24 protein-coding genes are annotated in these 23,977 nt (G+C 62.9%); 10 read left to right on the top strand and 14 right to left on the bottom strand.

Annotated features, from left to right (window positions below):
- The first annotated feature begins 11 nt into the window (after positions 1–11).
- Positions 12–1,319 carry an FAD-binding oxidoreductase gene (locus J5M71_RS06405; RefSeq protein WP_063912939.1) on the top strand — a complete coding sequence of 436 codons (1,308 nt, stop codon included), beginning with the start codon at positions 12–14 and terminating at the stop codon, positions 1,317–1,319.
- Between the two features lie 149 nt (positions 1,320–1,468).
- On the opposite strand, the gene fadD1 is transcribed toward J5M71_RS06405, so the two are convergent.
- A complete protein-coding gene (gene fadD1, locus J5M71_RS06400) occupies positions 1,469–3,166 on the bottom strand; it encodes a long-chain-fatty-acid--CoA ligase FadD1 (RefSeq protein WP_207830887.1) in 1,698 nt (565 codons plus the stop codon).
- Positions 3,167–3,525: 359 nt separating this feature from the next.
- Positions 3,526–5,214 (bottom strand): long-chain-fatty-acid--CoA ligase FadD2, encoded by a 1,689-nt coding sequence (gene fadD2, locus J5M71_RS06395; protein WP_207830885.1) that lies wholly within the window; start codon positions 5,212–5,214, stop codon positions 3,526–3,528.
- 219 nt (positions 5,215–5,433) lie between these two features.
- On the opposite strand from fadD2, the gene J5M71_RS06390 reads away from it, so the two are divergent.
- Together J5M71_RS06390 and J5M71_RS06385 are read left to right on the top strand one after the other, a co-directional pair.
- Positions 5,434–6,378 (top strand): alpha/beta hydrolase, encoded by a 945-nt coding sequence (locus J5M71_RS06390; RefSeq protein WP_207830882.1) that lies wholly within the window; start codon positions 5,434–5,436, stop codon positions 6,376–6,378.
- Positions 6,379–6,412: 34 nt separating this feature from the next.
- Positions 6,413–6,883, top strand: coding sequence for a MaoC family dehydratase (locus J5M71_RS06385; RefSeq protein ID WP_196182458.1), 471 nt, complete (start codon positions 6,413–6,415; stop codon positions 6,881–6,883).
- A gap of 126 nt (positions 6,884–7,009) precedes the next feature.
- On the opposite strand, the gene J5M71_RS06380 is transcribed toward J5M71_RS06385, so the two are convergent.
- The 7 genes from J5M71_RS06380 to J5M71_RS06350 all read right to left on the bottom strand — a co-directional run bounded on the left by J5M71_RS06380 (position 7,010) and on the right by J5M71_RS06350 (position 10,708).
- Entirely contained in the window at positions 7,010–8,248 is a 1,239-nt protein-coding gene (locus J5M71_RS06380; RefSeq protein WP_207830879.1) for an RNA polymerase sigma factor, read from the bottom strand.
- Positions 8,248–8,733, bottom strand: coding sequence for an SRPBCC family protein (locus J5M71_RS06375; RefSeq protein WP_063912944.1), 486 nt, complete (start codon positions 8,731–8,733; stop codon positions 8,248–8,250). Before J5M71_RS06375 ends, J5M71_RS06380 begins: the two co-directional genes overlap by 1 nt.
- Before the next feature lie 21 nt (positions 8,734–8,754).
- Complete coding sequence (locus tag J5M71_RS06370; RefSeq protein ID WP_013973721.1) at positions 8,755–9,099, bottom strand: YciI family protein; 345 nt, start codon at positions 9,097–9,099, stop codon at positions 8,755–8,757.
- A gap of 43 nt (positions 9,100–9,142) precedes the next feature.
- Complete coding sequence (locus J5M71_RS06365) at positions 9,143–9,568, bottom strand: nuclear transport factor 2 family protein (protein ID WP_207830876.1); 426 nt, start codon at positions 9,566–9,568, stop codon at positions 9,143–9,145.
- A gap of 157 nt (positions 9,569–9,725) precedes the next feature.
- On the bottom strand, positions 9,726–10,058 hold the full coding sequence (locus tag J5M71_RS06360) for a type II toxin-antitoxin system HicB family antitoxin (RefSeq protein ID WP_015271315.1): 333 nt from the start codon (positions 10,056–10,058) through the stop codon (positions 9,726–9,728).
- Entirely contained in the window at positions 10,055–10,309 is a 255-nt protein-coding gene (locus J5M71_RS06355; protein ID WP_207830874.1) for a type II toxin-antitoxin system HicA family toxin, read from the bottom strand. The genes J5M71_RS06360 and J5M71_RS06355 overlap by 4 nt, the downstream gene beginning before the upstream one ends.
- A 141-nt stretch (positions 10,310–10,450) precedes the next feature.
- The gene (locus J5M71_RS06350) at positions 10,451–10,708 is read right to left on the bottom strand and encodes a DUF2790 domain-containing protein (RefSeq protein ID WP_207830872.1); all 258 of its coding nucleotides are present in this window, start codon (positions 10,706–10,708) and stop codon (positions 10,451–10,453) included.
- A 354-nt stretch (positions 10,709–11,062) separates the two neighbouring features.
- Between J5M71_RS06350 and J5M71_RS06345 the strand changes: the two genes are divergently transcribed.
- Positions 11,063–11,431 carry a GNAT family N-acetyltransferase gene (locus J5M71_RS06345; RefSeq protein ID WP_207830870.1) on the top strand — a complete coding sequence of 123 codons (369 nt, stop codon included), beginning with the start codon at positions 11,063–11,065 and terminating at the stop codon, positions 11,429–11,431.
- Here the strand turns inward: J5M71_RS06345 and def are convergent.
- Positions 11,386–11,922 carry a peptide deformylase gene (def, locus tag J5M71_RS06340; RefSeq protein WP_063912947.1) on the bottom strand — a complete coding sequence of 179 codons (537 nt, stop codon included), beginning with the start codon at positions 11,920–11,922 and terminating at the stop codon, positions 11,386–11,388. The two genes, J5M71_RS06345 and def, sit on opposite strands and share 46 nt — an antisense overlap.
- The gene (locus J5M71_RS06335) at positions 11,919–12,878 is read right to left on the bottom strand and encodes a YihY/virulence factor BrkB family protein (protein ID WP_207830868.1); all 960 of its coding nucleotides are present in this window, start codon (positions 12,876–12,878) and stop codon (positions 11,919–11,921) included. Before J5M71_RS06335 ends, def begins: the two co-directional genes overlap by 4 nt.
- 294 nt (positions 12,879–13,172) lie before the next feature.
- Between J5M71_RS06335 and J5M71_RS06330 the strand changes: the two genes are divergently transcribed.
- On the top strand, positions 13,173–13,553 hold the full coding sequence (locus tag J5M71_RS06330; RefSeq protein WP_013973727.1) for a hypothetical protein: 381 nt from the start codon (positions 13,173–13,175) through the stop codon (positions 13,551–13,553).
- Here the strand turns inward: J5M71_RS06330 and J5M71_RS06325 are convergent, their stop codons facing one another.
- Entirely contained in the window at positions 13,554–14,390 is an 837-nt protein-coding gene (locus J5M71_RS06325) for a S1-like domain-containing RNA-binding protein (protein ID WP_207830866.1), read from the bottom strand.
- Positions 14,391–14,520: 130 nt separating this feature from the next.
- On the opposite strand from J5M71_RS06325, the gene J5M71_RS06320 reads away from it, so the two are divergent.
- Complete coding sequence (locus tag J5M71_RS06320) at positions 14,521–15,381, top strand: DUF6279 family lipoprotein (protein ID WP_207830864.1); 861 nt, start codon at positions 14,521–14,523, stop codon at positions 15,379–15,381.
- Positions 15,382–15,492: 111 nt separating this feature from the next.
- On the opposite strand, the gene aceK is transcribed toward J5M71_RS06320, so the two are convergent.
- Positions 15,493–17,208: a bifunctional isocitrate dehydrogenase kinase/phosphatase gene (gene aceK / locus J5M71_RS06315; RefSeq protein WP_207830862.1), complete on the bottom strand. Its 1,716-nt coding sequence runs from the start codon at positions 17,206–17,208 to the stop codon at positions 15,493–15,495.
- 249 nt (positions 17,209–17,457) lie between these two features.
- Between aceK and J5M71_RS06310 the strand changes: the two genes are divergently transcribed.
- Positions 17,458–18,333, top strand: coding sequence for a DMT family transporter (locus J5M71_RS06310; RefSeq protein ID WP_063912951.1), 876 nt, complete (start codon positions 17,458–17,460; stop codon positions 18,331–18,333).
- 13 nt (positions 18,334–18,346) lie between these two features.
- Entirely contained in the window at positions 18,347–18,805 is a 459-nt protein-coding gene (locus tag J5M71_RS06305; protein ID WP_207830860.1) for a DUF4265 domain-containing protein, read from the top strand.
- A gap of 3 nt (positions 18,806–18,808) precedes the next feature.
- Here J5M71_RS06305 and J5M71_RS06300 read toward each other — a convergent pair whose 3' ends face one another.
- Positions 18,809–19,690 carry a DMT family transporter gene (locus tag J5M71_RS06300; RefSeq protein ID WP_207830857.1) on the bottom strand — a complete coding sequence of 294 codons (882 nt, stop codon included), beginning with the start codon at positions 19,688–19,690 and terminating at the stop codon, positions 18,809–18,811.
- Positions 19,691–20,336: 646 nt separating this feature from the next.
- Between J5M71_RS06300 and J5M71_RS06295 the strand changes: the two genes are divergently transcribed.
- On the top strand, positions 20,337–21,197 hold the full coding sequence (locus J5M71_RS06295) for a formylglycine-generating enzyme family protein (RefSeq protein ID WP_207830854.1): 861 nt from the start codon (positions 20,337–20,339) through the stop codon (positions 21,195–21,197).
- Positions 21,198–21,323: 126 nt separating this feature from the next.
- The gene (locus J5M71_RS06290) at positions 21,324–23,777 is read left to right on the top strand and encodes a TonB-dependent siderophore receptor (protein WP_207830851.1); all 2,454 of its coding nucleotides are present in this window, start codon (positions 21,324–21,326) and stop codon (positions 23,775–23,777) included.
- The last annotated feature ends 200 nt before the right edge of the window (positions 23,778–23,977 follow it).

Below are 23,977 nucleotides of genomic sequence, written 5' to 3'. Positions count from 1 at the left end.
AAGGAACACCCATGAACGCAGCATTGAACAAGGGCCCGGCGCAGCGCGCGCCGTCCTACTACAGCGCCACCCTCAACGACCACACCGAGTACCCGCAGCTCAAGGGCACGGTACAGGTGGATGTGGCGATCATCGGTGGCGGCTTCACCGGCGTGGCCACGGCGGTGGAACTGGCCGAGCGTGGCCTGAAAGTGGCCATCGTCGAAACCAACCGCATCGGCTGGGGTGCCAGCGGGCGCAACGGCGGCCAGGTCACCGGCAGCCTGTCGGGCGACGAAGCCATGCGCACGCAGATGCGTAACCGCCTGGGTGCCGAGGTCGATGACTTCATCTGGCACTTGCGCTGGCGCGGGCACCAGGTGATCGAGCAGCGCGTGGCGCGCTACGGCATCGACTGCGACCTCAAGCGCGGCCACCTGCATGCGGCGATGAAGCCCTCGCACATGGACGAGCTGCGCGCATTCGAAGCCGAGGCCCGGCGGCGCGGCATGGGCGAGCAGGTGCAACTGCTGGACCGCAACGGCATGGCCGAGCACCTGCAAAGCCCGCTGTACCTGGGCGCGCTGAAGAACCTGCGCAACCTGCACCTGCACCCGCTCAACCTGTGCCTGGGCGAGGCCCGTGCAGCCCATGGCCTGGGGGCGCTGATTTTCGAGAACTCCGAAGTGCTGGACATCGTCCACGGCCCGCGCCCGGCGGTGGTCACTGCTCACGGGCGGGTCGAGGCGCGCCAGGTGATGCTGGCTGGCGATGTGTACCACAAGCTGGAAAAGCGCCAGCTCAAGGGCAAGATCTTCCCGGCCATGGGCGGCATTGTCACCACCGCACCGCTGGGGGAACTGGCCGAGCAGATCAACCCGCAGGACCTGGCGGTGTACGACTGCCGCTTCGTGCTCGACTACTACCGCCTGACCGCCGACAAGCGCCTGCTGTTTGGCGGTGGCGCCAACTATTCCGGCCGTGATTCACGGGATATCGAAGGCGAACTGCGCCCGTGCATCGAGCGCACCTTCCCGGCATTGAAAGGCGTGCCGATCGAGTTCCAGTGGAGCTGCGCCATGGGCATCGTGGTCAACCGCATCCCCCAGTTGGGCAAGCTGTCGGACAACGTGTGGTATTGCCAGGGCTATTCGGGGCACGGGATTGCCACCAGCCACATCATGGGCGAGATCATGGCCGAGGCGCTGACCGGGACGCTGGAGAAGTTCGACACCTTTGCCCAGTGCAAGCATGTGCGGGTGCCGATGGGGGATTTGCTGGGCAACCCGCTGCTGGCGGCGGGGATGTGGTACTACCAGATGCTGGAGAAACTGCGCTGATTACGCGGTAACTGTGGGAGCGGCCTTGTGTCGCGAAAGGGCCGCAAAGCGGCCCTAGGGTCTCAGCGGTGATGCTGAAATTGCTGGGGCCGCTTCGCGGCCCTTTCGCGACACAAGGCCGCTCCCACATTGAGCGTGCAGGGCTCTGATCAGGCGATCTTCTTCAAACCCTGCTTCTTCAGCTCTTCATCGCGCAGTTCGCGGCGCAGGATCTTGCCCACGTTGGTGGTCGGCAGCGCATCGCGGAACTCGATCTGGCGCGGAACCTTGTAGCCGGTGACGTTGGCGCGCATGTGCTCCATCACCTGTTCCTTGGTCACGGTCATGCCCGGCTTGACCACGATGAACACCTTGATCACTTCACCGGACTTCTCGTCCGGCACGCCGATGGCCGCGCACTGCAGCACGCCCGGCAGGGCCGCCAGCACATCTTCCAGCTCGTTGGGATACACGTTGAAGCCCGAGACCAGGATCATGTCCTTCTTGCGGTCGACAATGCGCATGTAGCCGTCGGGCTGGATCACGGCGATGTCACCGGTCTTCAGCCAGCCATTGCTGTCGAGGATCTCGGCGGTAGCCTCCTCGCGCTGCCAGTAGCCCTTCATCACCTGCGGGCCCTTGATGCACAACTCGCCCACCTCGCCCAGCGGCAGCTCGTTGCCGTTGTCGTCGATGACCTTGCACAGGGTGGACGGCACCGGAATGCCGATGGTGCCGACCTGGTTGGCCTCTGAGGGGTTCACCGCGGCCACCGGGCTGGTCTCGGTCATGCCATAGCCTTCGCAGATGGCGCAGCCGGTCACGGCCTTCCAGCGCTCGGCCACGCTCAGCTGCAGGGCCATGCCACCAGACAGGGTGATCTTCAGCGCCGAGAAGTCCAGGGCGCGGAAGGCCTCGTTGTTGCACAGGGCAACGAACAGGGTGTTGAGGCCGACGAAGCCGCTGAACTTCCACTTGCCCAATTCCTTGACCATGGCCGGCAGGTCACGCGGATTGCTGATCAGCACGTTGTGGTTACCGATCAGCATCATGGCCATGCAATGGAAGGTGAAGGCGTAGATGTGGTACAGCGGCAGTGGGGTGATGAGGATTTCACAGCCTTCGTGCAGGTTGGCGCCCATCAGTGCCCGGCACTGCAGCATGTTGGCCACCAGGTTGCGGTGAGTCAGCATCGCGCCCTTGGCCACGCCGGTGGTGCCGCCGGTGTACTGCAGCACCGCCACGTCGTTGGCCTGCGGGTTGGCCTCGGTCACCGGCTGGCCCTTGCCCAGCGCCAGTGCGTCGTTGAAGCGTACGGCACGCGGCAGGTTGTAGGCCGGTACCATCTTCTTCACATACTTGATCACGCTGTTGATCAGCAGGCGCTTGAGCGGCGGCAGCAGGTCGGCCACTTCGGTGACGATGACGTGCCTGACCTGGGTCTTGGGCACCACCTTCTCGGCCAGGTGGGCCATGTTGGCCAGGCACACCAGGGCCTTGGCGCCGGAGTCGTTGAACTGGTGTTCCATTTCCCGTGCGGTGTACAGCGGGTTGGTGTTGACCACGATCAGCCCGGCACGCATGGCACCGAATACCGCCACCGGGTATTGCAGTACGTTAGGCAGCTGCACGGCAATGCGGTCACCCGGCTTGAGGTCGGTATGCTGCTGCAACCAGGCGGCAAACGCCCCCGACAGCGCATACAGCTCGCCATAAGTGATAGTCTTGCCCAGGTTGCTAAAGGCCGGTTTGTCGGCAAAGCGTTGGCAGGATTGCTTGAGTACCGCCTGGATATTGGGGAATTCGTCAGGATTGATTTCCGCCGTAATCCCGGCTGGGTACTTATCCTTCCAAAAATGTTCGATCATGGAAGCCCACTCCTTCAGCAACAGCGAAGTTCGATTCACGCGTCGATGCGCTTATTATTGATATGAGATGACGGCTCGTTGCAAACCGGATCATCTGAAAGCGGGCCGAGAGTAACAGCTTTGCCTGGGGTCGCCTAGAGGCCAAAACAGGCCTCACGGTCACAAAAATGACTCAATGAACAATACAGGTCATTTTTAGAGTAATTATCCAAAATGTTGCAGATCGGGCTGTAAAAGGCCTGCTAGAGCTGTTTGAAAGCATTCGCGGGTGAACCCGCTCCCACACAGGTACTGCACAGGCCTTGAGAACTGCAAGCCCCTGTGGGAGCGGGTTCACCCGCGAAGAATCCAACTCGGTCTCAAGCGATATCCCGCAGCTCCCGCCGCAGGATCTTGCCCACCGGTGTCATCGGCAACGACTCGCGCAGCACGATGTGCTTGGGCACCTTGTAGCCGGTAAAGTTGGCCTTGCAGTAGGCCTTCAGCTCATCCACGCTCAGCCCGCCTTCGCGCGGCACCACGAACAGCTTCACCGCCTCGCCGGAGCGCTCGTCCGGTACGCCGATGGCTGCGCAGTTGGCGACCTTGGGGTGGCCCATCACCACGTCCTCGATCTCGTTGGGGTACACGTTGAAACCCGAGACGATGATCATGTCCTTCTTGCGGTCGACGATGCGGGTGAAGCCGTCCGGGTCGATCACCGCGATGTCGCCAGTCTTGAACCAGCCTTCCGCATCCAGGGCCTGGGCCGTGGCCTCGGGCTGCTGCCAGTAACCTTTCATCACCTGCGGGCCCTTGATGCACAGCTCGCCCCGCTCGCCCAGCGGCAGCTCGTTGCCGTCATCGTCGATCACCTTGAAGGCAGTGCCCGCCACCGGGATGCCCACCGTGCCCAGGCGCGCCAACTGGCCGTAAGGGTTGGTGCTGGCCACTGGCGAGGTTTCGGTCAGGCCGTAGCCTTCGACAATGCGGCAACCGGTAAGCGCCTCCCAACGCTCGGCCGTGGCCTTGACCAGCGCGGTGCCGCCGGAATTGGTGACCTTCAGCGCCGAAAAGTCGAGCTGGCGGAAGCCCGGGTGGTCCATCAGCGCGACGAACAGGGTGTTCAGGCCCAGCAAGGCGGAAAAACGCCATTTGCCCAGCTCCTTGATGAAGCCGGGGATATCACGCGGGTTGGTGATCAGCACGTTGTGATTGCCGGTGACCATCATGCACATGCAGTTCGCGGTAAAGGCATAGATGTGGTACAGCGGCAGTGGTGCGATCATCACCTCCTGGCCGTCCTTGATCAGCTTCTGCCCGTCCGGCCCGTGCTGCGAGAAGCAGGCCAGCACCTGCAGCATGTTGGCCACCAGGTTGCCGTGGGTGAGCATGGCGCCCTTGGCCAGGCCGGTAGTGCCGCCGGTGTATTGCAGCACGGCGATGTCGTCCAGGCAGAGCGGCACCGGCTTGTGCGACAGCTCGCGGCCCTGGCGCAGCACCTGCTTGAACGGCACCGCCTGGGGCAGCTGGTAGGCCGGCACCATTTTCTTCAGCTTGTCGACCACGGTGTTGACCAGCCAGCCCTTGGCGGTAGGCAGCAAGTCGCCCATCTTCGCCTCGATCAGGTACTCGATGCCGGTATCGGGCAGCACCTCCTGCACGCGCTTGCCGAACATGTTCAGGTACACCAGCGCACGTGCGCCGCTGTCCTTGAACTGGTGACGCATCTCGCGCTCGGTGTACAGCGGGTTGGTGTTGACCACGATCAGGCCTGCGCGCAGGGCACCGAACACGGCGATGGGGTATTGCAGCACGTTGGGCATCTGCACCGCGATGCGGTCACCCGGTTTGAGGTCGGTATGCTGCTGCAACCAGGCGGCGAAGGCCGCCGAATGGCGTTCCAGCTCCGCGTAGTTCAGGGTCACGCCCAGGTTGCTGAAGGCCGGGCGGTCGGCGAAGCGTTTACAGGAGCGCTCGAACACCTCGACGACCGAGGTGTAGGCATTGATGTCGATGGTCGAAGGCACGCCCGCCGGGCGCTTGTCATTCCAGAAGTCGGCTTGCATTTATTATTGTTCCTCTGCCTGGACCTGCTGTGAGTCCTGTAGTCCTTTCACCTGCCCGCCCGAAAGCGAAAAGGCGTTGATCCGACGTTAGCAGGTAAGCTCAAGGCGGCATATACGCCAAGTGCCGCCATTAACATTGTGAATCTTATTTGTGTCCTTCCTGCAATCCGGTCGGTTGTGCATACACTGTCCGGATACCTGTGCGCACAAGGACCCGCCATGCCTCACGACGCCTTCTGGCTGCCCGCCAGCGAGCACTGCAGCCTGTACGTGCACCAATGGCTACCGGCCACGCCGGTAAAAGCCGTGGTGCTGCTGGCCCACGGCATGGCCGAACATGCCGGGCGCTACCAGCACCTGGGCCATGCCCTGAGCGCGGCCGGCTTTGCCCTGTTCGCCGCCGACCAGCGCGGCCATGGGCGCACCGCCGAACTGGGCAGCCTCGGCCTGTTCGCCCGCCATCATGGCTGGAATGCCGTGGTCAACGACCTCGGGCTGCTGGCCCAGCACATCGGCCAGCAGTACCCGTGCACGCCGTTGTTCCTGTTCGGCCACAGCATGGGCAGTTACATCGCCCAGGCCTATCTGCTGCACCACAGCGCCAGCCTGCATGGGGCGATCCTCAGCGGCTCCAACTACCAGCCGGCGGCGCTGTACCGCGTGGCGCGGCTGATTGCCCGGCTGGAGGCCTGGCGCCAGGGGCCGCTGGGCAAGAGCGCGCTGATCGAATGGTTGTCGTTCGGCTCGTTCAACAAGGCCTTCAAGCCCAACCGCACCGCGTTCGACTGGCTCAGCCGCGACCCGGCGCAGGTCGATCTGTACGTCAACGACCCGCTGTGCGGCTTTCGCTGCAGCAACCAGTTGTGGCTCGACCTGCTGCAAGGCTTGGCGCAGATCAGCCAGCCGAGTAACCTCGCGCAGATCGATCCGAACCTGCCGTTGCTGGTGATCGGGGGTGAATGTGATCCGGTCAGTGCCGGCAAGCGTCTTACCCACCTGGCCGACGCCCTGCGCGCGACCGGCAATCGACATGTACAGCTGCGCGTCTATCCTGAGGCACGGCATGAAGTACTCAACGAAACCAACCGTGACGAGGTCACCGCCGATATTCTCGGCTGGCTTGAACAGGCGCTTGCCCTTGGCCGCCCTGTGCGCAGTGAATGATAGCCGCCCTCCTCTACCGCTTAAGGAAGCCCCGATGTCCCAGGTCACCAACACGCCTTACGAAGCCCTCGAAGTCGGCCAGAAGGCCGAGTACAAGAAGTCCGTTGAAGAACGCGACATCCAGCTGTTCGCCGCGATGTCCGGTGACCACAACCCGGTGCACCTGGATGCCGAGTTCGCTGCCAAGAGCATGTTCCGCGAGCGCATCGCCCACGGCATGTTCAGCGGTGCCCTGATCAGTGCTGCAGTGGCCTGCACCCTGCCTGGCCCTGGCACCATCTACCTGGGTCAGCAAATGAGCTTCCAGAAGCCGGTGAAAATTGGCGATACCCTGACCGTACGCCTGGAAATCCTGGAGAAGCTGCCCAAGTTCAAGGTGCGCATCGCCACCAATGTGTTCAACCAGAATGATGAGCTGGTAGTCCAGGGCGAGGCCGAGATCCTTGCGCCGCGCAAGCAGCAGACCGTCGAGCTGGTTTCGCCGCCGAATTTTGTGGCTAGCTGAAGATTGATGCAGGCAGTACCGGCCCTTTCGCGGGTAAACCCGCTCCCACATGGACCTCACAGCATCAAGCCGTGACGCAATCCTGTGGGAGCGGGTTTACCCGCGAAGAGGCCGGCACAGCCAACATCATTCGATAGCCTGCAACCGCCGCTCGATATGCCTGCGCTCCGGCTCCTGGCGGGTCAGCGCCAGCGCCTGCCGCCAGGCCGCACGCGCCTGCTCCACATGCCCCAGCTGGTAATACAGCTCGGCCCGCGCCGCATGGGCCAGGTGATAGTCCAGCAGTTCACCCCGCGCCAGAATCCCTTCGACCTCCCGCAGGCCAGCCTCCGGCCCATCCCGCTTCGCCAGCGCCACGGCCCGGTTCAGCTCTACCACTGCTGACGGCCAATGCCGCTGCAACACGTCATACAGCCCGACGATCTCCGCCCAGTCGGTCGCGTCGGCCGTCGCCGCTTCGGCATGCACCGCCGCAATCGCCGCCTGCACGGTATAGGCACCGAACGCCCGGCTTTGCAGGGCCTGGCGCACCAGTTCGCAGCCTTCGGCAATGCGTTGCCGGTCCCACAGGCTACGGTCCTGCTGCTCCAGCAATACCAGGTTGCCCTGGCCATCGGTACGCGCCCGCTGCCGGGACGCTTGCAGCAACATCAAGGCCAGCAGGCCGACCGCCTCCGGGTCGGGCAACAACTGCACCAGCAGCCGCGCCAGGCGAATGGCTTCATCGCTCAGTTCCTGCTGCAACAGCGCCTCGCCCGACGACGCCGAATAGCCCTCGTTGAACACCAGGTAGATCACTCGCAGCACGCTCTCCAGCCGCTCGGGCAGTTCGTTCAGCTCCGGCACCTGATAAGGGATGCCGGCATCGCGGATCTTGGCCTTGGCACGCACGATGCGCTGGGCGATGGTGGCCGGGCTTTGCAGGAAAGCCCGGGCGATCTGCTCGGTGGTCAGGTCGCACACTTCACGCAGGGTCAGCGGCACCTGGGCATCGGCGGACAAGGCCGGGTGGCAGCAGGTGAAGATCAGCCGCAGGCGGTCGTCGGCCAGCAGTTCTTCTTCGCTGGGGTCCTGCGCCTGGCCGTCGAGCAGCATGCTCAGGTCCACCTGGGAACGATCGAAACGGGCGCGCCGGCGCAGCGCATCGATCGCCTTGAAGCGACCGGTTGAGACCAGCCACGCCCGCGGGTTTTCGGGGATACCGTCACGCTGCCAGCGCTCGACGGCGATGAAGAAGGCATCGTGCATGGCCTCCTCGGCCAGGTCGAAATCACCCAGCAGGCGGATCAGCGTCGCCAGGATGCGCCGCGACTCGCGCCGATAGACCGCCTCGACCTCGGCACGTACCTGCGCCAGTGCCGTCATCAGTCGGGCATCCGCTGGGTTACCACCTCCACCAGGCGGTCCAGGCTCTCTCCCCAGCCCTGGTGGAAGCCCATTTCCTCATGGGCGCGGCAGTCGGCGGCATTCCAGTGCCAGGCGCGCGCGGTGTAGCGGGTTTTGCCCTGTTCCTCGTCAAAACTGATCACGGCGGTCATGAAGGCCTTGTCCGAAGGCACCCAGCCCGGGCCGAAGGCATCGGTGAACACCAGCCGCCGCGGCGCGGCGATTTCCAGAAACACGCCCTGGTTCGGGTACTCACTGCCATCCGGTGCCCGCATCAGGGTGCGGAACAGGCCACCGATCCACAGTTGCATCTCGCACTCCGGCGTGGTCATGCCATGCGGCCCCCACCACTGCATCAGCCACTGGGGGTCGGTCCAGGCGCGGAACACCTTGGCCGGCGGCGCGTCGATCAGGCGGCTGATGGACAACTCGTGTTGCGCTTGCGCGGGGTGTGCAAGGCTCATGCTGGTAGGTCTCCGTTGCTGTCAGGGTTGCAGTTCGCGCACCGGCCGCACCTCGACACTGCCGACCCGCGCGGCGGGGATGCCCTTGGCGATGTTCAGTGCCTCGTTCAGGTCGCGGGCCTCCACCAGGTAGAACCCCGCCAGTTGCTCCTTGGTCTCGGCGAACGGGCCGTCGGTCAGGCTCATGTGGCCGTTGCGCATGCGCACGGTGGTGGCGGTCTGCACCGGCTTCAGCGCCTCGGCCGCCAGCATTCGCCCGGAGCCTTGAATGGATTCGGCATACGCCATGCATTCGGCGTCTTCCGGGCTGTCGGGCAGGCTGTGCAGCAGCCCCTCGTCACAATAGACCAGGCACAGGTATTTCATGGTCACCTCCAGGCATTGGCAAAGTGCGTTTGGCGATAACGGCTCAGGGCTTGAGATCGAACAGGGCTTTCTGGGTTTCCATGTCGAACGGCGCCGACCAGTGCTCGTGGATTACCAGCCACTGGCCACCTTGACGACGATAGCCCACGGTGGCGCGCATGAAGCCGCACTGGCTTTCGTTGTCCGCCGGGCCACAGCGGTTCAGCCAGTGAGCCAGGGCCAGGTCGCCAGCGGCATGCACGGTAAGCTCGGCAAAATCGAAAACCATGGGGCCGGGGCACATGCCCATGCACATTTCCCAGTGCGCCTGGTAGGTGGCCTTGCCTTTGAATTGCAGGGCCTGGATGGCATCGAAGGCTACGATGTCGTCGGCATAGGGAGCGACGATGTTGGGGATGTCGCGGTCGCGCACGGCCTGCATCCAGCGCTCGATCAACTGGCGGATCTCGGTTTCGGCTGCGGTGCTCATCGGGGGTTCCTCCGACAGGTCATGGGTGATTGGGCACGGGGTGCAACGTGCTCTCACCTATTGGTCGAACGGGAACCGGAGGAATCGACAGGCAACGGAAACTATTCTGCATGAGTAATTGCAGAATACCCGCGAGAAACAACGAAAGCAGGCTTGTTCAGGCCATTGCGGCTTGTTCGAAGACCTCGTCGGCCCACTGGTTGAGGCTTTTGCCGGCAGCACGGGCAGCAACACTCGCGGCTGCATGAACTTCGGGCCGGATACGCAGCATTACTTTGCCCGAGGCAGGCTTTTCCGGCGCAATGCCCTGCTCTGCACAGTCGGCCAGGTAATCTTCCAGCGCATCGCGAAACGCCTCATGCAGCTCGGGCACCGAGCTTGCGTGAAAACTGATGATGTCACGCATACCAAGCACACGGCCGACGAAGATATCGTCACGCGCGTCGTACTCGATACGGGCGGCGTAGCCTTTGTAGCGCATGCAACTCATATCCTGACTCCTGCCCGCAAGAGGAATTCACGGGCTTCTTCAATCTGATACCGCTTGGCTTCCTTGCCTGGATGAGGCCGATGGCATCTCCAGAATTGGCCACCCAGCACCAGCTTGACCCTGGAACCTTGCCGCTCCAGCACCTCACCACCCAGATGGAGTACCAATGCCTCGATCTCGGAGAAAGCCAACGACGCCGTGGTCGGCGTTCGGAAAATTGCGTCGAGGATTTTGCGGTATCGAGTGTTCATCGAAAAATGCTATCAAATTAAGATAGCACTTTTTCCTCGATATTCATTCAGGATTTTTCTGTTGCTCGAACTGCAAAACGGTTGATGGCCCCGTCACCAGCAGGCCGGCGAAAGGGCCATCAACACCGGGCAAGCGCCCGCTCAACCCTGCTGGCACCCCTCACCCATGGCCCGGTACTGGATGGTGTGCACCTGGCCTTGATGGTCTTCGTAGGTCATGGTCGCAGGGACCACTTCGCAGACGTTGGGGATGGTCGACAGGTTGATCACCCGCTTGATGTCCAGGTTCATGGAGTAGTCGTACTGCTGGGCTACGGGCTCGCTGGAGACGGACTTGGCCTCATCGGCGAGGGCGAACGAGGACATACCGACCAATGCAAGAATCAGTAGTGGTTTCATGTGTGTCTGCCTTTTGAGCATTCAAGCTGATCGATTGACTTCTATTGCCGTAACCGGCGCGGAGAAGTTGCCATCTGCGGTGGAGATGGCACGAAGTACCGATCCCGCTTCGTACTGCCAGGGGGGATGGGTAAAAGTCTACTCCCGGCCCGGAATAGTTGAACCCCGAACTCGGACATTCACCCTTGCCGAATATGCAACAATCTGCGACAAATTAACCGCAAAATATCGAGCCAGAGCCCCTGGCCGCCTTTCAGGGTAGGACGCGCAATTTCTGAAAACCTGTACTGTTCGAAACTTTCGGACCCGGAACGCCGGCTGCTGGACCACTTTTACCGCCAGCACGGCTCACGCATGCGTGCTGCGGGCGACGCTCAACTGTGGGTAGCGCGGGGCCCCGGCATCATCGCGGGCTTGAGCCTGAGCCCGGTGGGCGATGGCTTCTGGCTGACCGGGTTGTTCGTCGACCCGCAGCGGCGCAGCCAAGGGGTGGCCGGGCGGTTGGTCGAGGCGGCGCTGGCACAGGCTGGCGGGCCCACCTGGCTGTTCTGCCACCCGGACCTTGCGCCCTTCTACCAGCGCCTGGGCTTCGACGTGGCCCGGCAACTGCCGCAAGCCCTGGCTGGGCGCCTGCAGCGCTACCAGCGCAGCAAGCGCCTGGTGGCACTGCAGCAGGGTCAGTCGTCGCTGGCGTCGAGCCCGGGGAACAGCACCTCGGTGTAGCCGAACCGGGAAAAGTCCTGGATGCGTGACGGGTACAAGCGACCGATCAGGTGGTCGCATTCATGTTGCACCACCCGCGCATGGAAGCCGTCGGCAAAGCGGTTGATCGGGTTGCCCTGGGGATCGATGCCTTCATAGCAGATGTGCTTGAAGCGCGGCACCACGCCACGCAGGCCGGGCACCGACAGGCAACCTTCCCAACCGTCCTCGAGCTCGCTGGACGTTGGCGTGATGACTGGGTTGAGCAGGATAGTCTGCGGCACCGGTTCGGCATCCGGGTAACGCTCGCTGCGCTCGAAGCCGAAGATCACCAGCTGCAGGTCGATGCCGATCTGTGGCGCAGCCAGGCCCACGCCCCCCACATGGCGCATGGTTTCGAACATGTCGTCGATCAGTTGCTGCAGTTCGGCACTGCCGAGCATATGGTCGGGCACTGGCGGGGCGATGCGCAGCAGGCGTTCGTCGCCCATCTTGAGAATGTCACGGATCATCGGGGGTTCGGCTCGGAAGGTTGGTGCTCGCTCGGTATCGGGTGCTCATGGCCCAGCACGGTAATGGTTTCGCGGGGCTTGTGCTCACCGAAGTCCTTTTCGCCAGGGTTCTTGCCCTCGTTCGACATGTGCTCGATCACTGCGTTCATCTCCGCGCCCAGCAGCAACACGGCGGCGGAAATATAGAAATACAGCAATAGTACGATGATTGCACCGATACTGCCGTACATGGCGTTGTAGTCGGCAAAGGTCTTCACGTAGTAGGCAAAGCCCAGCGACGCCACGATCCACACCACCACAGCCAACACCGAGCCCGGGGTGATGAAGCGGAACTGCTGCTTCACATCGGGCATCACGTAATAGATCAGCGCCACCGCCACCATCATCAGGATGATGATCGCCGGCCAGCGCAGGATGGTCCACACCGTGACGATCACCTCTTGCATGCCGACCTGGGCGGCAATCCACTCCATCACCTGCGGCCCCAGCACCATCAGCGCCGCAGCCACCAGCAGCATGCCGGCGATGCCCACGGTGTAGATGATCGACAACGGAATGCGCTTCCACACCGGGCGGCCCTCGGGCACATCGTAGGCGGCGTTCATCGCGCTCATCATCAGGCGCACACCGGCCGATGCGGTCCACAAGGCAATCACGATACCCACCGACAACAGCCCGCCCTTGGACTGCTGCAACTGGTCGATCACCGGGTTCACCTGCTCCAGCGCCTGGGGTGGCAGCACCAGTTCCGATTGCAGACGCAGCCAGGAGAAGAAGTCCGGCAGGTGCAGGAAACCGATCAGGGCAATCAGGAACAGCAGGAACGGGAACAGCGAGAACAGCATCTGGTAGGCCAGCGCGGAAGCGTAGGTCGACATCTCGTCGTCGAGGAATTCCTTGACGGTGCGTACCAGCACGCGGTGCAGGGGCAGGCCGCGCAGGTCGGGGAAAATCATAGCGTCTCCTTTCGCCGCTTGATTCGTGAGTACCACGGGTAAGTCTAATAGACCATGCCGTTGCTGTGCTGATCCCGGCCATGCTGCGAGAATTTGCTTACGCCTGTACTGGCCTCTTCGCGGGTAAACCCGCTCCCACAGGTCTTCCACTGCCCTTGAGACCTGTGGTGTACCTGTGGGAGCGGGTTTACCCGCGAAGAGGCCGCTACAGGCAGAACAGATGGCAAACCTTGCCCCACTACCCGCCACCCCTCACAATGCAGGCCTTCATAGCGTCAACCCGCAGGAACCTGCATGAAACTCGACAAACCCGCCGCCATTGCCCGGCGCAACGAAGCACTGGCCCGCCCGGTGCTGACCAGCAGCAACACCCTGTTCGCCATCCTCGACCGCAAGCGCAACCTGTGGTGGTTCGAGGTGCCGGTGGCGCTGCTGCGCAAGGGCCAGCCCGACTGGGTCAACCTGCTGCTGCACACCCCGGAAAGCGACGAGCTGCAGCACCTGAAGGTGCCGACCAACTTCCTGCGTGCTCACCAGGAACAGATGGAAGTGCGCAACCCCGGCAAGCGCCGCTCGACCATCAGCCTGGCCCTCAGCGCCGACCGCGACTCGCTGCTGCGCGACACCCGCCCGGGTGGCGAGCAGCTGGACTTCCGAACCTTCGTGCAGGCCTGATCAGGCCTTTTCGATGCGATCGTCATGGATGACGATGCGGCCCTGCTTGAACAACCCGCCAATGGCCTTCTTGAAGTTGCCCTTGCTGACGTTGAACAGCTTGCTGATCAGCACCGGGTCGCTCTTGTCGCACACCCCCAGCACCCCGCCTTCGGCCTCCAGGCGCGCCATGATCTGCTCCTGCAGGCTGTCGGCCAGGGCCGCGCCGACCGGTTGCAGGCTCAAGGCGATCTTGCCGTCCGCGCGCACTTCCTTGATGAAGCCCTTCTCGTGCATGCCCGAGCGCAGGAACTTGAACACCTCGTTCTTGTGGATCAGGCCCCAGTGGCGGTTGTTGATGATCGCCTTGAAGCCCATCGGCGTCTCGCCGGCCACCAGCAGCTCGACCGGCTGGCCCACCTGATAGTCTGCCGGGGTGCGGTCCAGGTAGCGGTCCAGGCGTGAAGTGGCAGTGATGCGACGGGTGCGCTTGTCGAGGTACACGTGCACCACGCAGTAGTCGCCGATCTTCAGCGGCCGCGCCTCTTCCGAATACGGCATCAGCAGGTCCTTGGACAGACCCCAGTCGAGGAAGATGCCGGCACCGTTGATGTCCTTGACCTTGAGGCTGGCGAACTCGCCAACCTGCACCTTGGGCTTCTCGGTGGTGGCGATCAGCTGGTCTTCGCTGTCCAGGTAGATGAACACGTTCAGCCAGTCATCCACTTCGGTTTCGGCGTTTTTCGGGATGTAGCGCCCGGGCAGCAGGATCTCGCCGTCGGCGCCGCCGTCCAGGTACAGGCCGAAGTCCACGTGTTTCACGATTTGCAAACTGTTGTAACGCCCAAGCAGAGCCATTTCCGATGTTCCTCAAGACAAGGCGGCTATTCTACACCTGAAGCCAGCGCGCCGCCCGACCGCTGATGCAGTGGAACCGTCAGCCTCCCCTTGCATCTACCGTCTGGCCAGTCCCTGCAAGGAACAGCCCATGCCGCTACGCCTGTCCAAAGCCCTGCTCGTCGCCATCGGCTTCGCCCTGGCTCTGGCCGCCTGCAGCCGTATCGACCTGGCCTACCGCAACCTCGACCGCCTGGTGCCTTGGTCGCTGGGCGACTACCTGGCCATGAACCGTGAGCAGAAGGCCATGCTTGACGATCGGCTGCGGGAGCACCTGGCCTGGCATTGCAAGACCCAGCTGCCCGGCTACCTCGACTGGCTGGACCGGGTACGCGGCATGGTCGCCGACGACCAGGTGACCGACCAGGCCCTGCAGCAGCGCACCCGCGAAGCCCGCGAGGCGATTGGCCGGGTGGCCGAGGAAATCACCCCTTCGGCCACCGAGTTGTTGCGCGGCATGAGCGATGCCCAGGTAGCGGAGATGCGCGAGGCATTCCGCGAGGACATCAGCGAACGGCAGAAGCTGTATGTGGATACGCCGCTGGCCAGGCAGATCGCCCGCCGTGCCGAACGCATGGAGAAACGCCTGACGCCGTGGTTTGGCGAGCTGACCGCGGTGCAGAAGCAGCGCGTGCAGGCCTGGTCCGCGTCGCTGGGCGACCAGAACCGCGAATGGATCGCCAACCGCGCACACTGGCAGCAGCAATTGCTGCTGGCGATGAACCAGCGCAACGACCCCAGCTTCGAGCCGCGCCTGGCGACGTTGTTGCAGCGCAAGGAGAGCTTGTGGACGCCGGAGTACCGGGCGGCCTATCAGCATACCGAGCAGCAGGCGCGCAGCTTGCTGGTGGATCTGGTGCACCAGAGTACCCCGCAGCAGCGGCGGTTCCTGCAGGAGCGGTTGGGCAAGGTGCGCACCGATTTCAGTGAATTGAAGTGCTTGAAGGGGTGACGGTGAAAAGCAGGCCTGGCCTCTTCGCGGGTAAACCCGCTCCCACAGGGACCCCACTGGTTTCGAATCCTGTACCGTACCCGCGAAGAGGCCGGGCTTGCTAAAGCAGAATCACCGGCCCTTGCGCCGATACGGAAACACATCGATCACCTTCCCTTCACGAATCGCTGCCTGCAGCCCCTTCCAGTAGTCCGCGTCATACAACTCCCCATGCAAGCGGCTGAACAAGCGCCGCTGGCCGATATCGGCAAACAGAAACGGTGGAAACTCCTCGGGGAACACGTCATGCGGCCCGATCGAGTACCACGGCTCACCCGACATCTCGTCTTCCGGGTAACGCGGCGGCGGGATATGGCGGAAGTTCACCTCGGTCAGGAAGCTGATCTCGTCATAGTCATAGAACACCACCCGGCCATGGCGGGTAACGCCAAAGTTCTTCAGCAGCATGTCGCCAGGGAAGATATTCGCCGCCGCCAGCTGCTTGATGGCCAGGCCGTAATCCTCCAGCGCCTCCAGCACCTGGCCCTCGCTGGCGTGCTCCAGGTACAGGTTCAGCGGTGTCATGCGCCGCTCGGTCCAGCAGTGACGGATCAGCACCGTGTCCCCCTCCAGCGCCACGGTCGATGGCGCCACCTCCAGCAGTTCGGCCAGGCACTCCGGCTCGAACTTGCTACGCGGGAAGCGAAAATCGGCGAACTCCTGGGTATCGGCCATGCGCCCGACGCGGTCGACGCTTTTCACCAGCCGGTACTTGTCGATCACCGTGGCGCGATCGACTGTCTTGGACGGCGAAAAACGGTCCTTGATGATCTTGAACACCGTGTTGAAGCCCGGCAGGGTGAACACGCTCATGACCATGCCACGCACCCCGGGCGCCATGACGAAGCGGTCGTCGCTGCTGGCCAGGTGGTTGATCAACGCCCGGTAGAACTCCGACTTGCCATGCTTGTAGAAGCCGATAGAGGTGTACAGCTCGGCGATGTGCTTGCCCGGCAAGATGCGCTTGAGGAAGTTGACGAACTCTGCCGGCACCGGCACATCGACCATGAAGTACGAGCGGGTGAAGGAAAAGATGATCGACACCTCGGCCTCGTCGGTGATCAGCGCATCGGCCTCGATACCATGCCCTTCGCGGTGCAGCAGCGGGATGACCAGCGGCCACTGCTCATCGCTGTTGAACAGCCGGCCAACCAGATAGGCGCCCTTGTTGCGGTACAGCACCGGCGAAAACAGCTCCACCGCCAGGGTCGGGTCCTTGCATACCCAGTCCGGCAGGCAGTCGCGCAGTTGCTCTTCAAGGCGCACCAGGTCGCCTTCCAGGTCACCGTACGGCACATCGAACGGGTAATCGGTGAACACCGCCCGCAGCAGGCCCTTGAGCCCAGCGTCAGGCCGATAGGTACGGGTTTGCGCGGCGCGCTCACGGCCGCGCATGGAGGGTCGGGTGGTGTGGATGAACATGCAGCCGTCGCTGATCAGGTCGTGGCTGAACAGGCTGCAGAACAGCGAGTTGTACCAGGTCTCGGACAGTTCGTCGTCCAGCCGTGGGTCGATCAGGTGGATGTAGGCGTTCTTCACCAGTGGCCATTGTTCCACATCCAGCAGCACGTCCTCGGCAAAGCCCTGGCGCAGCCAGCCGTTGACCTCGGCGACCTTCTCTTCATAGAGGTTGATGCGGGCGGCGGAGGCACGCTGGATATCCTGCCAGCGCGCCTGCTCGAAGCGCTGGCGGGCACCTAGGGTGATGCGCTGGAAGTGGTCGCGGTAGTCGTCGAAGCCGGCAAGGATCATCCGGGCGATTTCGACAGCGGGCCAGGGCTGGGGCATGCGAAGACCTCGGTGCAAGGGTGAGATACAGAGCTTAGTCTGCCTGTCCGGAATACGGCGCCTGTACTGGCCTCTTCGCGGGTAAACCCGCTCCCACAGCTTCTATGCAATGCTCGGCCCTGTGAGTAATCCTGTGGGAGCGGGTTTACCCGCGAAGAGGCCAGCACAGGTTTACACCGCAAGAAAGCACAAGAATCCCCTGCCCCCCTGGCGTACACTCGCGCCCCTGCCCTGCCTCCGGAGACCGTCGTGAGCCCCATCGCCCTAGCCCGCCTGCTGACCCTTGCCGCCGTCTGGGGGGCGAGCTTCCTGTTCATGCGCATCATCGCCCCCGAGCTGGGCACGGTGCCGACGGCGTTCTTCCGTGTGTCCATCGCCTGCCTGGGCCTGGTCGCCCTGCTCGCCGCCGCCCGCGTGCGCTGGGACTTCCAGGGCAAGCTCGGCGCCTGCCTGGTACTGGGCATGATCAACTCCGGTATCCCCGCCACCTTCTACTCCGTGGCCGCCCAGGTGCTGCCCGCCGGCTACTCGGCAATCTTCAACGCCACCACGCCGCTGATGGGTGTGCTGGTCGGCGCGCTGTTCTTCCGCGAACCAATGACCCTGGCCAAGCTCTGCGGCATTTTCCTGGGCCTGTTCGGCGTCGGCATTCTAAGCGGCGCCGGCCCGGTGGCTCTGGACCTGGCATTGCTGCAAGGCGCCCTCGCCTGCCTGGCGGCCACTACCTGCTACGGCTTTGCCGGCTTCCTCGCCCGCCGCTGGGTCAGCGGCCTGGACAGCCGCCTGTCGGCACTGGGCAGCATGCTCGGCGCCACCCTGATGCTGAGCCCGCTGTTTGCCTGGAGCGCGCTGAGCCAGCCACCGGCCAGCTGGGGCGGCTGGCAGGTGTGGCTGTCGCTGCTGGGCCTGGGTCTGCTGTGCACAGCGTTCGCCTACATCCTGTACTTCCGCCTGCTGGAGGAGATCGGCCCGGTCAAGGCCAGCACCGTGACCTTCCTGATCCCGGTATTCGGCGTATTGTGGGGGGCGTGGCTGCTGGACGAACCGCTGTCGATGGCGCACCTGTACGGCGGCCTGCTGATTGGCCTGGCATTGTGGCTGGTGCTGCGCCCGGCGCGCAGCTGAAGCGGGGTACAGGATGAACAGCGCGTACAAGAAAGTCCTGTTCCGCCTGGAGCAAGACGAAAACGGCTACCCGCCCGCCTCGGTCGAGGGCCTGTGGGCCAAGGCCGTGGAAGGCGGCTATGCCGTCGACAACATTCCCTTCCATGTCTACGGCATCGCCCCGGGCGACCTGATCGGCACCCGTGAGGAAGCCGGCGAAACCTGGTTCGCCGAACTGCGCCGCAGCAGCGGCAGCTCGGTGTTCCGGGTTATCGTCAAGCCCCCGGAAACCCTGGACCAGGTACGCGCGGCCTTGCACGACTTCGGCTGCAACTGCGAAACCGAGCAGGCAGTGAAGATGCTGGCGGTCGAGGTCCCGCCGCAGCGCTCGCTCGACACCTTGCTCTACTACCTGCTCACCCAGCGCGAAGCCGGCCTGCTGGACTTCGAGGAAGGCGTACTACGCCACGCCATCCCCGAAGAATTCCGCTAGGGCCTACGCCTCGGCCAGGCGCGCGGCGGGCTTGCGGAACACGAACAGCAGGCCCACCACGATCAGCCCCATGCCCAGCAGGCTGAGCGGCGCCAGGCGGTTGCCAAAGATCAGCAGGTCCATCACCGCGGTCACTGCCGGCACCAGGTAGAACAGGCTGGTGACATTGACCAGGTTACCCTTGGCGATCAGCCGGTACAGCAGCAGGGTCGCCAGCAGCGAGACCACCAGCCCCATCCACAGCAGCGCGCCGACGAAACCGCCAGTCCATTCCACATGCAGCGGCTGCAGCGGCGCGAACAGCGCGCACATGGCAAAGCCGGCCAGGTACTGCAGCGGCAGCGTGCCCATGGGGTTGTCGGTGATGCGCTTCTGCAGGATCGAGCCAAAGGTCATGCTGGCCAGCGCCAGCAAGGCGAACAGCATCCCCGCCAGCGACACCCCGCCCAGGTTGATGCCCTGGTAGACCACCATGATCAACCCGCCAAGCCCCAACCCCAGGCCGAACAGGCGGCTCCAGGAGCGCTGGCGTTCCATCAGTACCACGGTCAGGATCGGTTGTACCCCCATCACCGTGGCCATCACGCCGGGAGTGACATGGGTGGCGAGCGCCAGCAGGTAGAAGATCTGGTAGGCGCCGAGCAACACGCAGCCGGTGCCCAGGGCCCGCAGGATGGCCCCGCGACTGCGCGGCCAGCGCAGCCCCAGCAGCGGGCCGATCAGCAGCAGGCCGGCCAGGGCCAGCGCCGAGCGCAACAGCAGGAAGGCGAACGGGCTGGCATGCGCCAGGCCCAGCTTGGAGACGATCGCCCCACTGCTCCACAGCAGGACGAACAGGCTGGTCGTGGCCGCCGAGGCCACGGATGCTTTGCTAAGGACAGACATGTATTGCCACCTGATATAAGGCGAATAAGCCAAACGGACGGCGTGCGCTTCAGCGTGGGAAGTCGCCGACCGTGTTCAGTAGGTTGCGTGTGCGTAGGGATGCGGCCAGAAGCCGATCAGCCCAGCACGACCACGCAAGGAGGCGGAGCTACGCCGCCTACGACGCCACTGACAGGTGGTGGTGGATAGTGACTGATCATCGCCGGCTGCTGGCAGCCACGCACGACCATGCCCGCGACTGGCGCGATGGCAAAGCTTGTGGTGGAAGGGCTGGCTGGCATGAACAGGTCTTCGGGAAGAGAACAATGGGCTGGACTATAGCCCGGTGCCAGGCAGCTGGCAACCTCCCCAAACTCACCCTCGCGCCAGTAGGGCAACTGCCTGCTCATTGTCTTGAAGCTGCCGCGATCCCTGTGGGAGCGGGTTCACCCGCGAACACCGGCGCAGCCGGTGCCATTCACTGCGTCGGACTGTTCGCGGCGGTTCGACGCCTCGATAAACCCGCACACAGAAGGTTCAGGCAACCCTCCAGTTTCTTCAAGCCAGCCGCGACCATGGGATCGCATCTCTATTGGTTAATTTTTCACCGCCCCGATTCGTCTGAATGCGAAACGCAGCCCGCATTCACCCGTTTCGAGGACCACCGATGAACGTAACCGCCTGGCTCTGCCGGCCAGCCCAGATCACCTGCCTGCTGCTGGTCAGCGCCTACGCCCACGCCGCCAAGCCCGGCGATGTGTTCAAAGACTGCAAGGACTGCCCCGAGATGGTCGTGCTGCCCGCCGGCAGCTACGTGATGGGGGCCCCCGACGACGAAGTCGGCCGCCAGCCCGACGAGGGCCCGCTGCACACCGTGACCTTCGCCAAGCCCTTTGCCATGAGCCGCTACCAGGTCACCGCCGGCGAACTGGACGCCTATATCAAGGCCACCGGCACCGTCATCAAGAGCGGCGACGACCGCCCCGGCCGCTGGTGCGAAGCCAGCAAGCCCACTTACAAGCAAGGCCCCCGCCAGCCGGCGGTGTGCGTCGACTACGACGAAGTGCAGGCCTACACCCAATGGCTGGCGAAAACCACCGGCAAGCCGTACCGCATGGTCAGCGAAGCCGAACGCGAATATGCCGCCCGTGCCGGCTCCAGCGGCCCGTTCCCCTTCCCCTTCGACGAACCGGGCAAGTACGAGATCAGCAAGCACGCCAACACCTATGGCCCCAAGGACGGTCATACCTTCACCGCCCCGGTGGGCAGCTACCCGCCCAATGCCTTCGGCATGTACGACATGCACGGCAACGTCTACGAATGGGTCGCCGACTGCTACCACGACAGCTACGAAGGCGCCCCCACCGACGGCAGTGCCTGGATCCAGGACCCCACGTGCATCCGCGCGCACATGCGTGGCAACGACTGGGGCGAACCGCCGATCTTCTCCCGCTCGGCCAACCGCAACGACCGCCTCAAGACCACCCGCGGTGACTTCCTCGGCTTTCGCGTAGCACGCGAACTGTGAAGTTGTGACGCGGTTAACGCAGCATCGGTTAAAAAAATCGTCAATAAGAATCGTTCCGGTTTTTCACAGGTGCTGCGTCCTATAGCTGACATAGAAAAAAAACCTCTGCCAACGAGACCGCAATAGATGTCCAAGTCCCTCCCCGGCTCGCTCAACCCGCTTGCCAAAGCATTACTGATCCGTCATTCCCTTCGTCCCCAACGCGCGTTCACACGCATCGGTGTGGGCCTGGCGATATCCGCTGCAATGGTCGCCCAGGTGCAGGCGCAGGAGTGGACCCTGGATATTCCCGCGCAGTCGATGAACTCGGCGTTGCAGGCACTGGCCAGACAGACCGATACCCAGTTGCTGTATAGCCCGGAGGACATCAGCGGGTTACGTTCCACGGCCCTCAAGGGCCGGCATGACCTGCAGTCTTCGCTGCAGACATTACTGCAAGGCACCGGGCTGCGTTACCAGATCGATGGCAACACCGTGACAGTGACAGCCGGTTCGGCGGCACAGGACGGCCAGGTCGAGCTTTCGGCAACCAACGTCAATAGCGTGGGGCTTGGTGCCACTACCGAAGGCACGGGTTCCTACACCACCGGTGTGACCAACACCGCCACCAAGATGAACCTGTCGATCCGTGAGACGCCGCAAACCATCACGGTGGTGACCCGCCAACGCATGGATGACCAGCACCTGAGCAGCATGACCGACGTGCTGAGAGAGACCCCTGGCATTACCATGTCCCAGGATGGGGGCGAGCGCTTCAACATCTATTCTCGCGGCAGCGCAATCAACACTTACCAGTTCGATGGCGTCACCACGTTTCAGGATAACCAGACCCGTAACATGCCCAGCACCTTGCTGGATGTGGCCCTGTATGACCGGGTGGAGATCGTCCGCGGTGCAACGGGCCTGATGACCGGTGCCGGCGACCCCAGTGCCGTGGTCAACCTGATCCGCAAACGCCCGACGCGGGAGTTCAAGTCCTATATCCAGGGCGGCGCTGGTTCCTGGGATTACTACCGCGCAGAAGCGGACGTTTCCGGCCCACTGACCGAAGAAGGCAACGTACGCGGACGCTTTGTCGCCGCACAGCAGAACAACCACACCTTCATGGACTGGTACACCCAGGACCGGAGCATCCTGTACGGCGTACTGGAAGCGGACCTTACCGACACCACCCTGGTTCGTTTCGGTATCGACCGACAGACCTACAAGGTCAATGGTGCCTCAGGCGTTCCGCTGATTTTCACCAACGGCCAGCCCACCAACTTTTCCCGGTCGAAAAGTTCCGATGCTCGCTGGGGTTACGATGACTACGAAACCACCAACTATACACTGACGCTTGAGCAGCAACTGGCCAACGATTGGCAACTGAAAGTTTCCACTCTGTACATGGACGTCGATCGCGACACGTTCTCTTCCTATATTTCTACCAGAACCAACAGGTCGTACCTGGAACCTGATGGCTCGACGACCATCAACGCTGGCGTTGCATCGGCGGACCAATACCAGAAAGCTGCTGACGTTTCCCTCCAAGGGCCTTTCCAGTTGTTTGGACAATCTCATGAACTCATTTTCGGCTACAACTACCTGGAGTATGAGAACAAGCATCGCGAATACGCCGGCCCTGACCAGAAAATCAATTACTTCACTTGGGAAAACGTGACGCCCAAGCCAGGCAAAGACGAGCTTTCGCCAAGCATCAAATTCGATATCTTCAACCGCCAGAGCGGCTACTACGTCGCCGGACGGTTCAACTTCACTGACGACCTGCACCTGATTCTGGGTGCGCGTGCTTCCGACTACCGCTTCGACTACAGCCTGGGCATCATCGGTAAACCAATCACGCCTGATACCCAGAAAGAGCATGGAGTAGTGACGCCGTATGCCGGTCTCGTCTACGACCTGACAGAAGAGCAATCGGTGTACGTCAGCTATACCGATATCTTCAAACCACAGAGCAATATCGACGCCAGCGGCAAACCTCTTGACCCGGAGGTCGGCAAGAACTACGAAATGGGTTGGAAGGGTGAATTCCTGGATGGCCGTGTCAACGCCAACGTTGCCGTCTACTTGGTACAAAGGGACAACTTCGCCGAGGAGACCACCGAAAAGTCGCCGACCGGCGGCAATGCCTTCAAAGCGATTGACGGTGCAGAGACCAAAGGCGTGGACCTGGAACTCTCGGGCGAAGTACTGCCTGGCTGGAACGTCTATACCGGCTACAGTCATTCCCGTACCGAGGACGCAGATGGCGTTCGCCAGACCACCCAACTGCCGATGGACACATTCCGCTTCTGGAACACCTACCGCCTGCCAGGCGATTGGGACAAGCTGACCTTGGGCGGTGGCGTGAACTGGAACTCCAAGTCCACACTGCAGTATCCGCGCTACAACGGCCACGTCACCCAGGATGACTACTACGTCGCCAGCCTGATGGCTCGGTACCGTATCAACCAGAACCTGGCGGCCACGCTGAACGTCAACAACCTCTTCGACAAGAAGTACTACGCAGGCATGGCAGGCAGTTACGGCCACTACGGTGCGCCGCGCAACGCCACGGTGACTCTGCGCTACGACTTCTAAGCCGCACAGGCCAGACCCGGGACATACACCGGGTCTGGCCACACTTACCCCGCTTCGCCCTCCCTGCGCCCTCTGCTGTTTCCTCTCCCCTTGCTACCACACATTGCGTGCCGCCCTTGCAAGTCATTCCCGTCCGTGAAAGCGCAGCCCCGAGGGGTGCAAGGCTACGTCAACCCTGTGAGTAAACGACATCGCCCCGC

This window comes from Pseudomonas sp. 43(2021) (assembly GCF_017490805.1).
Taxonomy (GTDB): Bacteria; Pseudomonadota; Gammaproteobacteria; order Pseudomonadales; family Pseudomonadaceae; genus Aquipseudomonas.
The sequence above is the reverse complement of the archived record's forward strand: the minus strand, read 5'-3'. Positions and strand labels throughout refer to the sequence as shown.

Bases quoted from the DNA above. Each gene is read 5' to 3' on its own strand.
- J5M71_RS06405 (WP_063912939.1), top strand. From the start codon at position 12: ATGAACGCAGCATTGAACAAGGGCCCGGCGCAGCGCGCGCCGTCCTAC.
- fadD1 (WP_207830887.1), bottom strand. From the start codon at position 3,166: ATGATCGAACATTTTTGGAAGGATAAGTACCCAGCCGGGATTACGGCG.
- fadD2 (WP_207830885.1), bottom strand. From the start codon at position 5,214: ATGCAAGCCGACTTCTGGAATGACAAGCGCCCGGCGGGCGTGCCTTCG.
- J5M71_RS06390 (WP_207830882.1), top strand. From the start codon at position 5,434: ATGCCTCACGACGCCTTCTGGCTGCCCGCCAGCGAGCACTGCAGCCTG.
- J5M71_RS06385 (WP_196182458.1), top strand. From the start codon at position 6,413: ATGTCCCAGGTCACCAACACGCCTTACGAAGCCCTCGAAGTCGGCCAG.
- J5M71_RS06380 (WP_207830879.1), bottom strand. From the start codon at position 8,248: ATGACGGCACTGGCGCAGGTACGTGCCGAGGTCGAGGCGGTCTATCGG.
- J5M71_RS06375 (WP_063912944.1), bottom strand. From the start codon at position 8,733: ATGAGCCTTGCACACCCCGCGCAAGCGCAACACGAGTTGTCCATCAGC.
- J5M71_RS06370 (WP_013973721.1), bottom strand. From the start codon at position 9,099: ATGAAATACCTGTGCCTGGTCTATTGTGACGAGGGGCTGCTGCACAGC.
- J5M71_RS06365 (WP_207830876.1), bottom strand. From the start codon at position 9,568: ATGAGCACCGCAGCCGAAACCGAGATCCGCCAGTTGATCGAGCGCTGG.
- J5M71_RS06360 (WP_015271315.1), bottom strand. From the start codon at position 10,058: ATGAGTTGCATGCGCTACAAAGGCTACGCCGCCCGTATCGAGTACGAC.
- J5M71_RS06355 (WP_207830874.1), bottom strand. From the start codon at position 10,309: ATGAACACTCGATACCGCAAAATCCTCGACGCAATTTTCCGAACGCCG.
- J5M71_RS06350 (WP_207830872.1), bottom strand. From the start codon at position 10,708: ATGAAACCACTACTGATTCTTGCATTGGTCGGTATGTCCTCGTTCGCC.
- J5M71_RS06345 (WP_207830870.1), top strand. From the start codon at position 11,063: ATGCGTGCTGCGGGCGACGCTCAACTGTGGGTAGCGCGGGGCCCCGGC.
- def (WP_063912947.1), bottom strand. From the start codon at position 11,922: ATGATCCGTGACATTCTCAAGATGGGCGACGAACGCCTGCTGCGCATC.
- J5M71_RS06335 (WP_207830868.1), bottom strand. From the start codon at position 12,878: ATGATTTTCCCCGACCTGCGCGGCCTGCCCCTGCACCGCGTGCTGGTA.
- J5M71_RS06330 (WP_013973727.1), top strand. From the start codon at position 13,173: ATGAAACTCGACAAACCCGCCGCCATTGCCCGGCGCAACGAAGCACTG.
- J5M71_RS06325 (WP_207830866.1), bottom strand. From the start codon at position 14,390: ATGGCTCTGCTTGGGCGTTACAACAGTTTGCAAATCGTGAAACACGTG.
- J5M71_RS06320 (WP_207830864.1), top strand. From the start codon at position 14,521: ATGCCGCTACGCCTGTCCAAAGCCCTGCTCGTCGCCATCGGCTTCGCC.
- aceK (WP_207830862.1), bottom strand. From the start codon at position 17,208: ATGCCCCAGCCCTGGCCCGCTGTCGAAATCGCCCGGATGATCCTTGCC.
- J5M71_RS06305 (WP_207830860.1), top strand. From the start codon at position 18,347: ATGAACAGCGCGTACAAGAAAGTCCTGTTCCGCCTGGAGCAAGACGAA.
- J5M71_RS06300 (WP_207830857.1), bottom strand. From the start codon at position 19,690: ATGTCTGTCCTTAGCAAAGCATCCGTGGCCTCGGCGGCCACGACCAGC.
- J5M71_RS06295 (WP_207830854.1), top strand. From the start codon at position 20,337: ATGAACGTAACCGCCTGGCTCTGCCGGCCAGCCCAGATCACCTGCCTG.
- J5M71_RS06290 (WP_207830851.1), top strand. From the start codon at position 21,324: ATGTCCAAGTCCCTCCCCGGCTCGCTCAACCCGCTTGCCAAAGCATTA.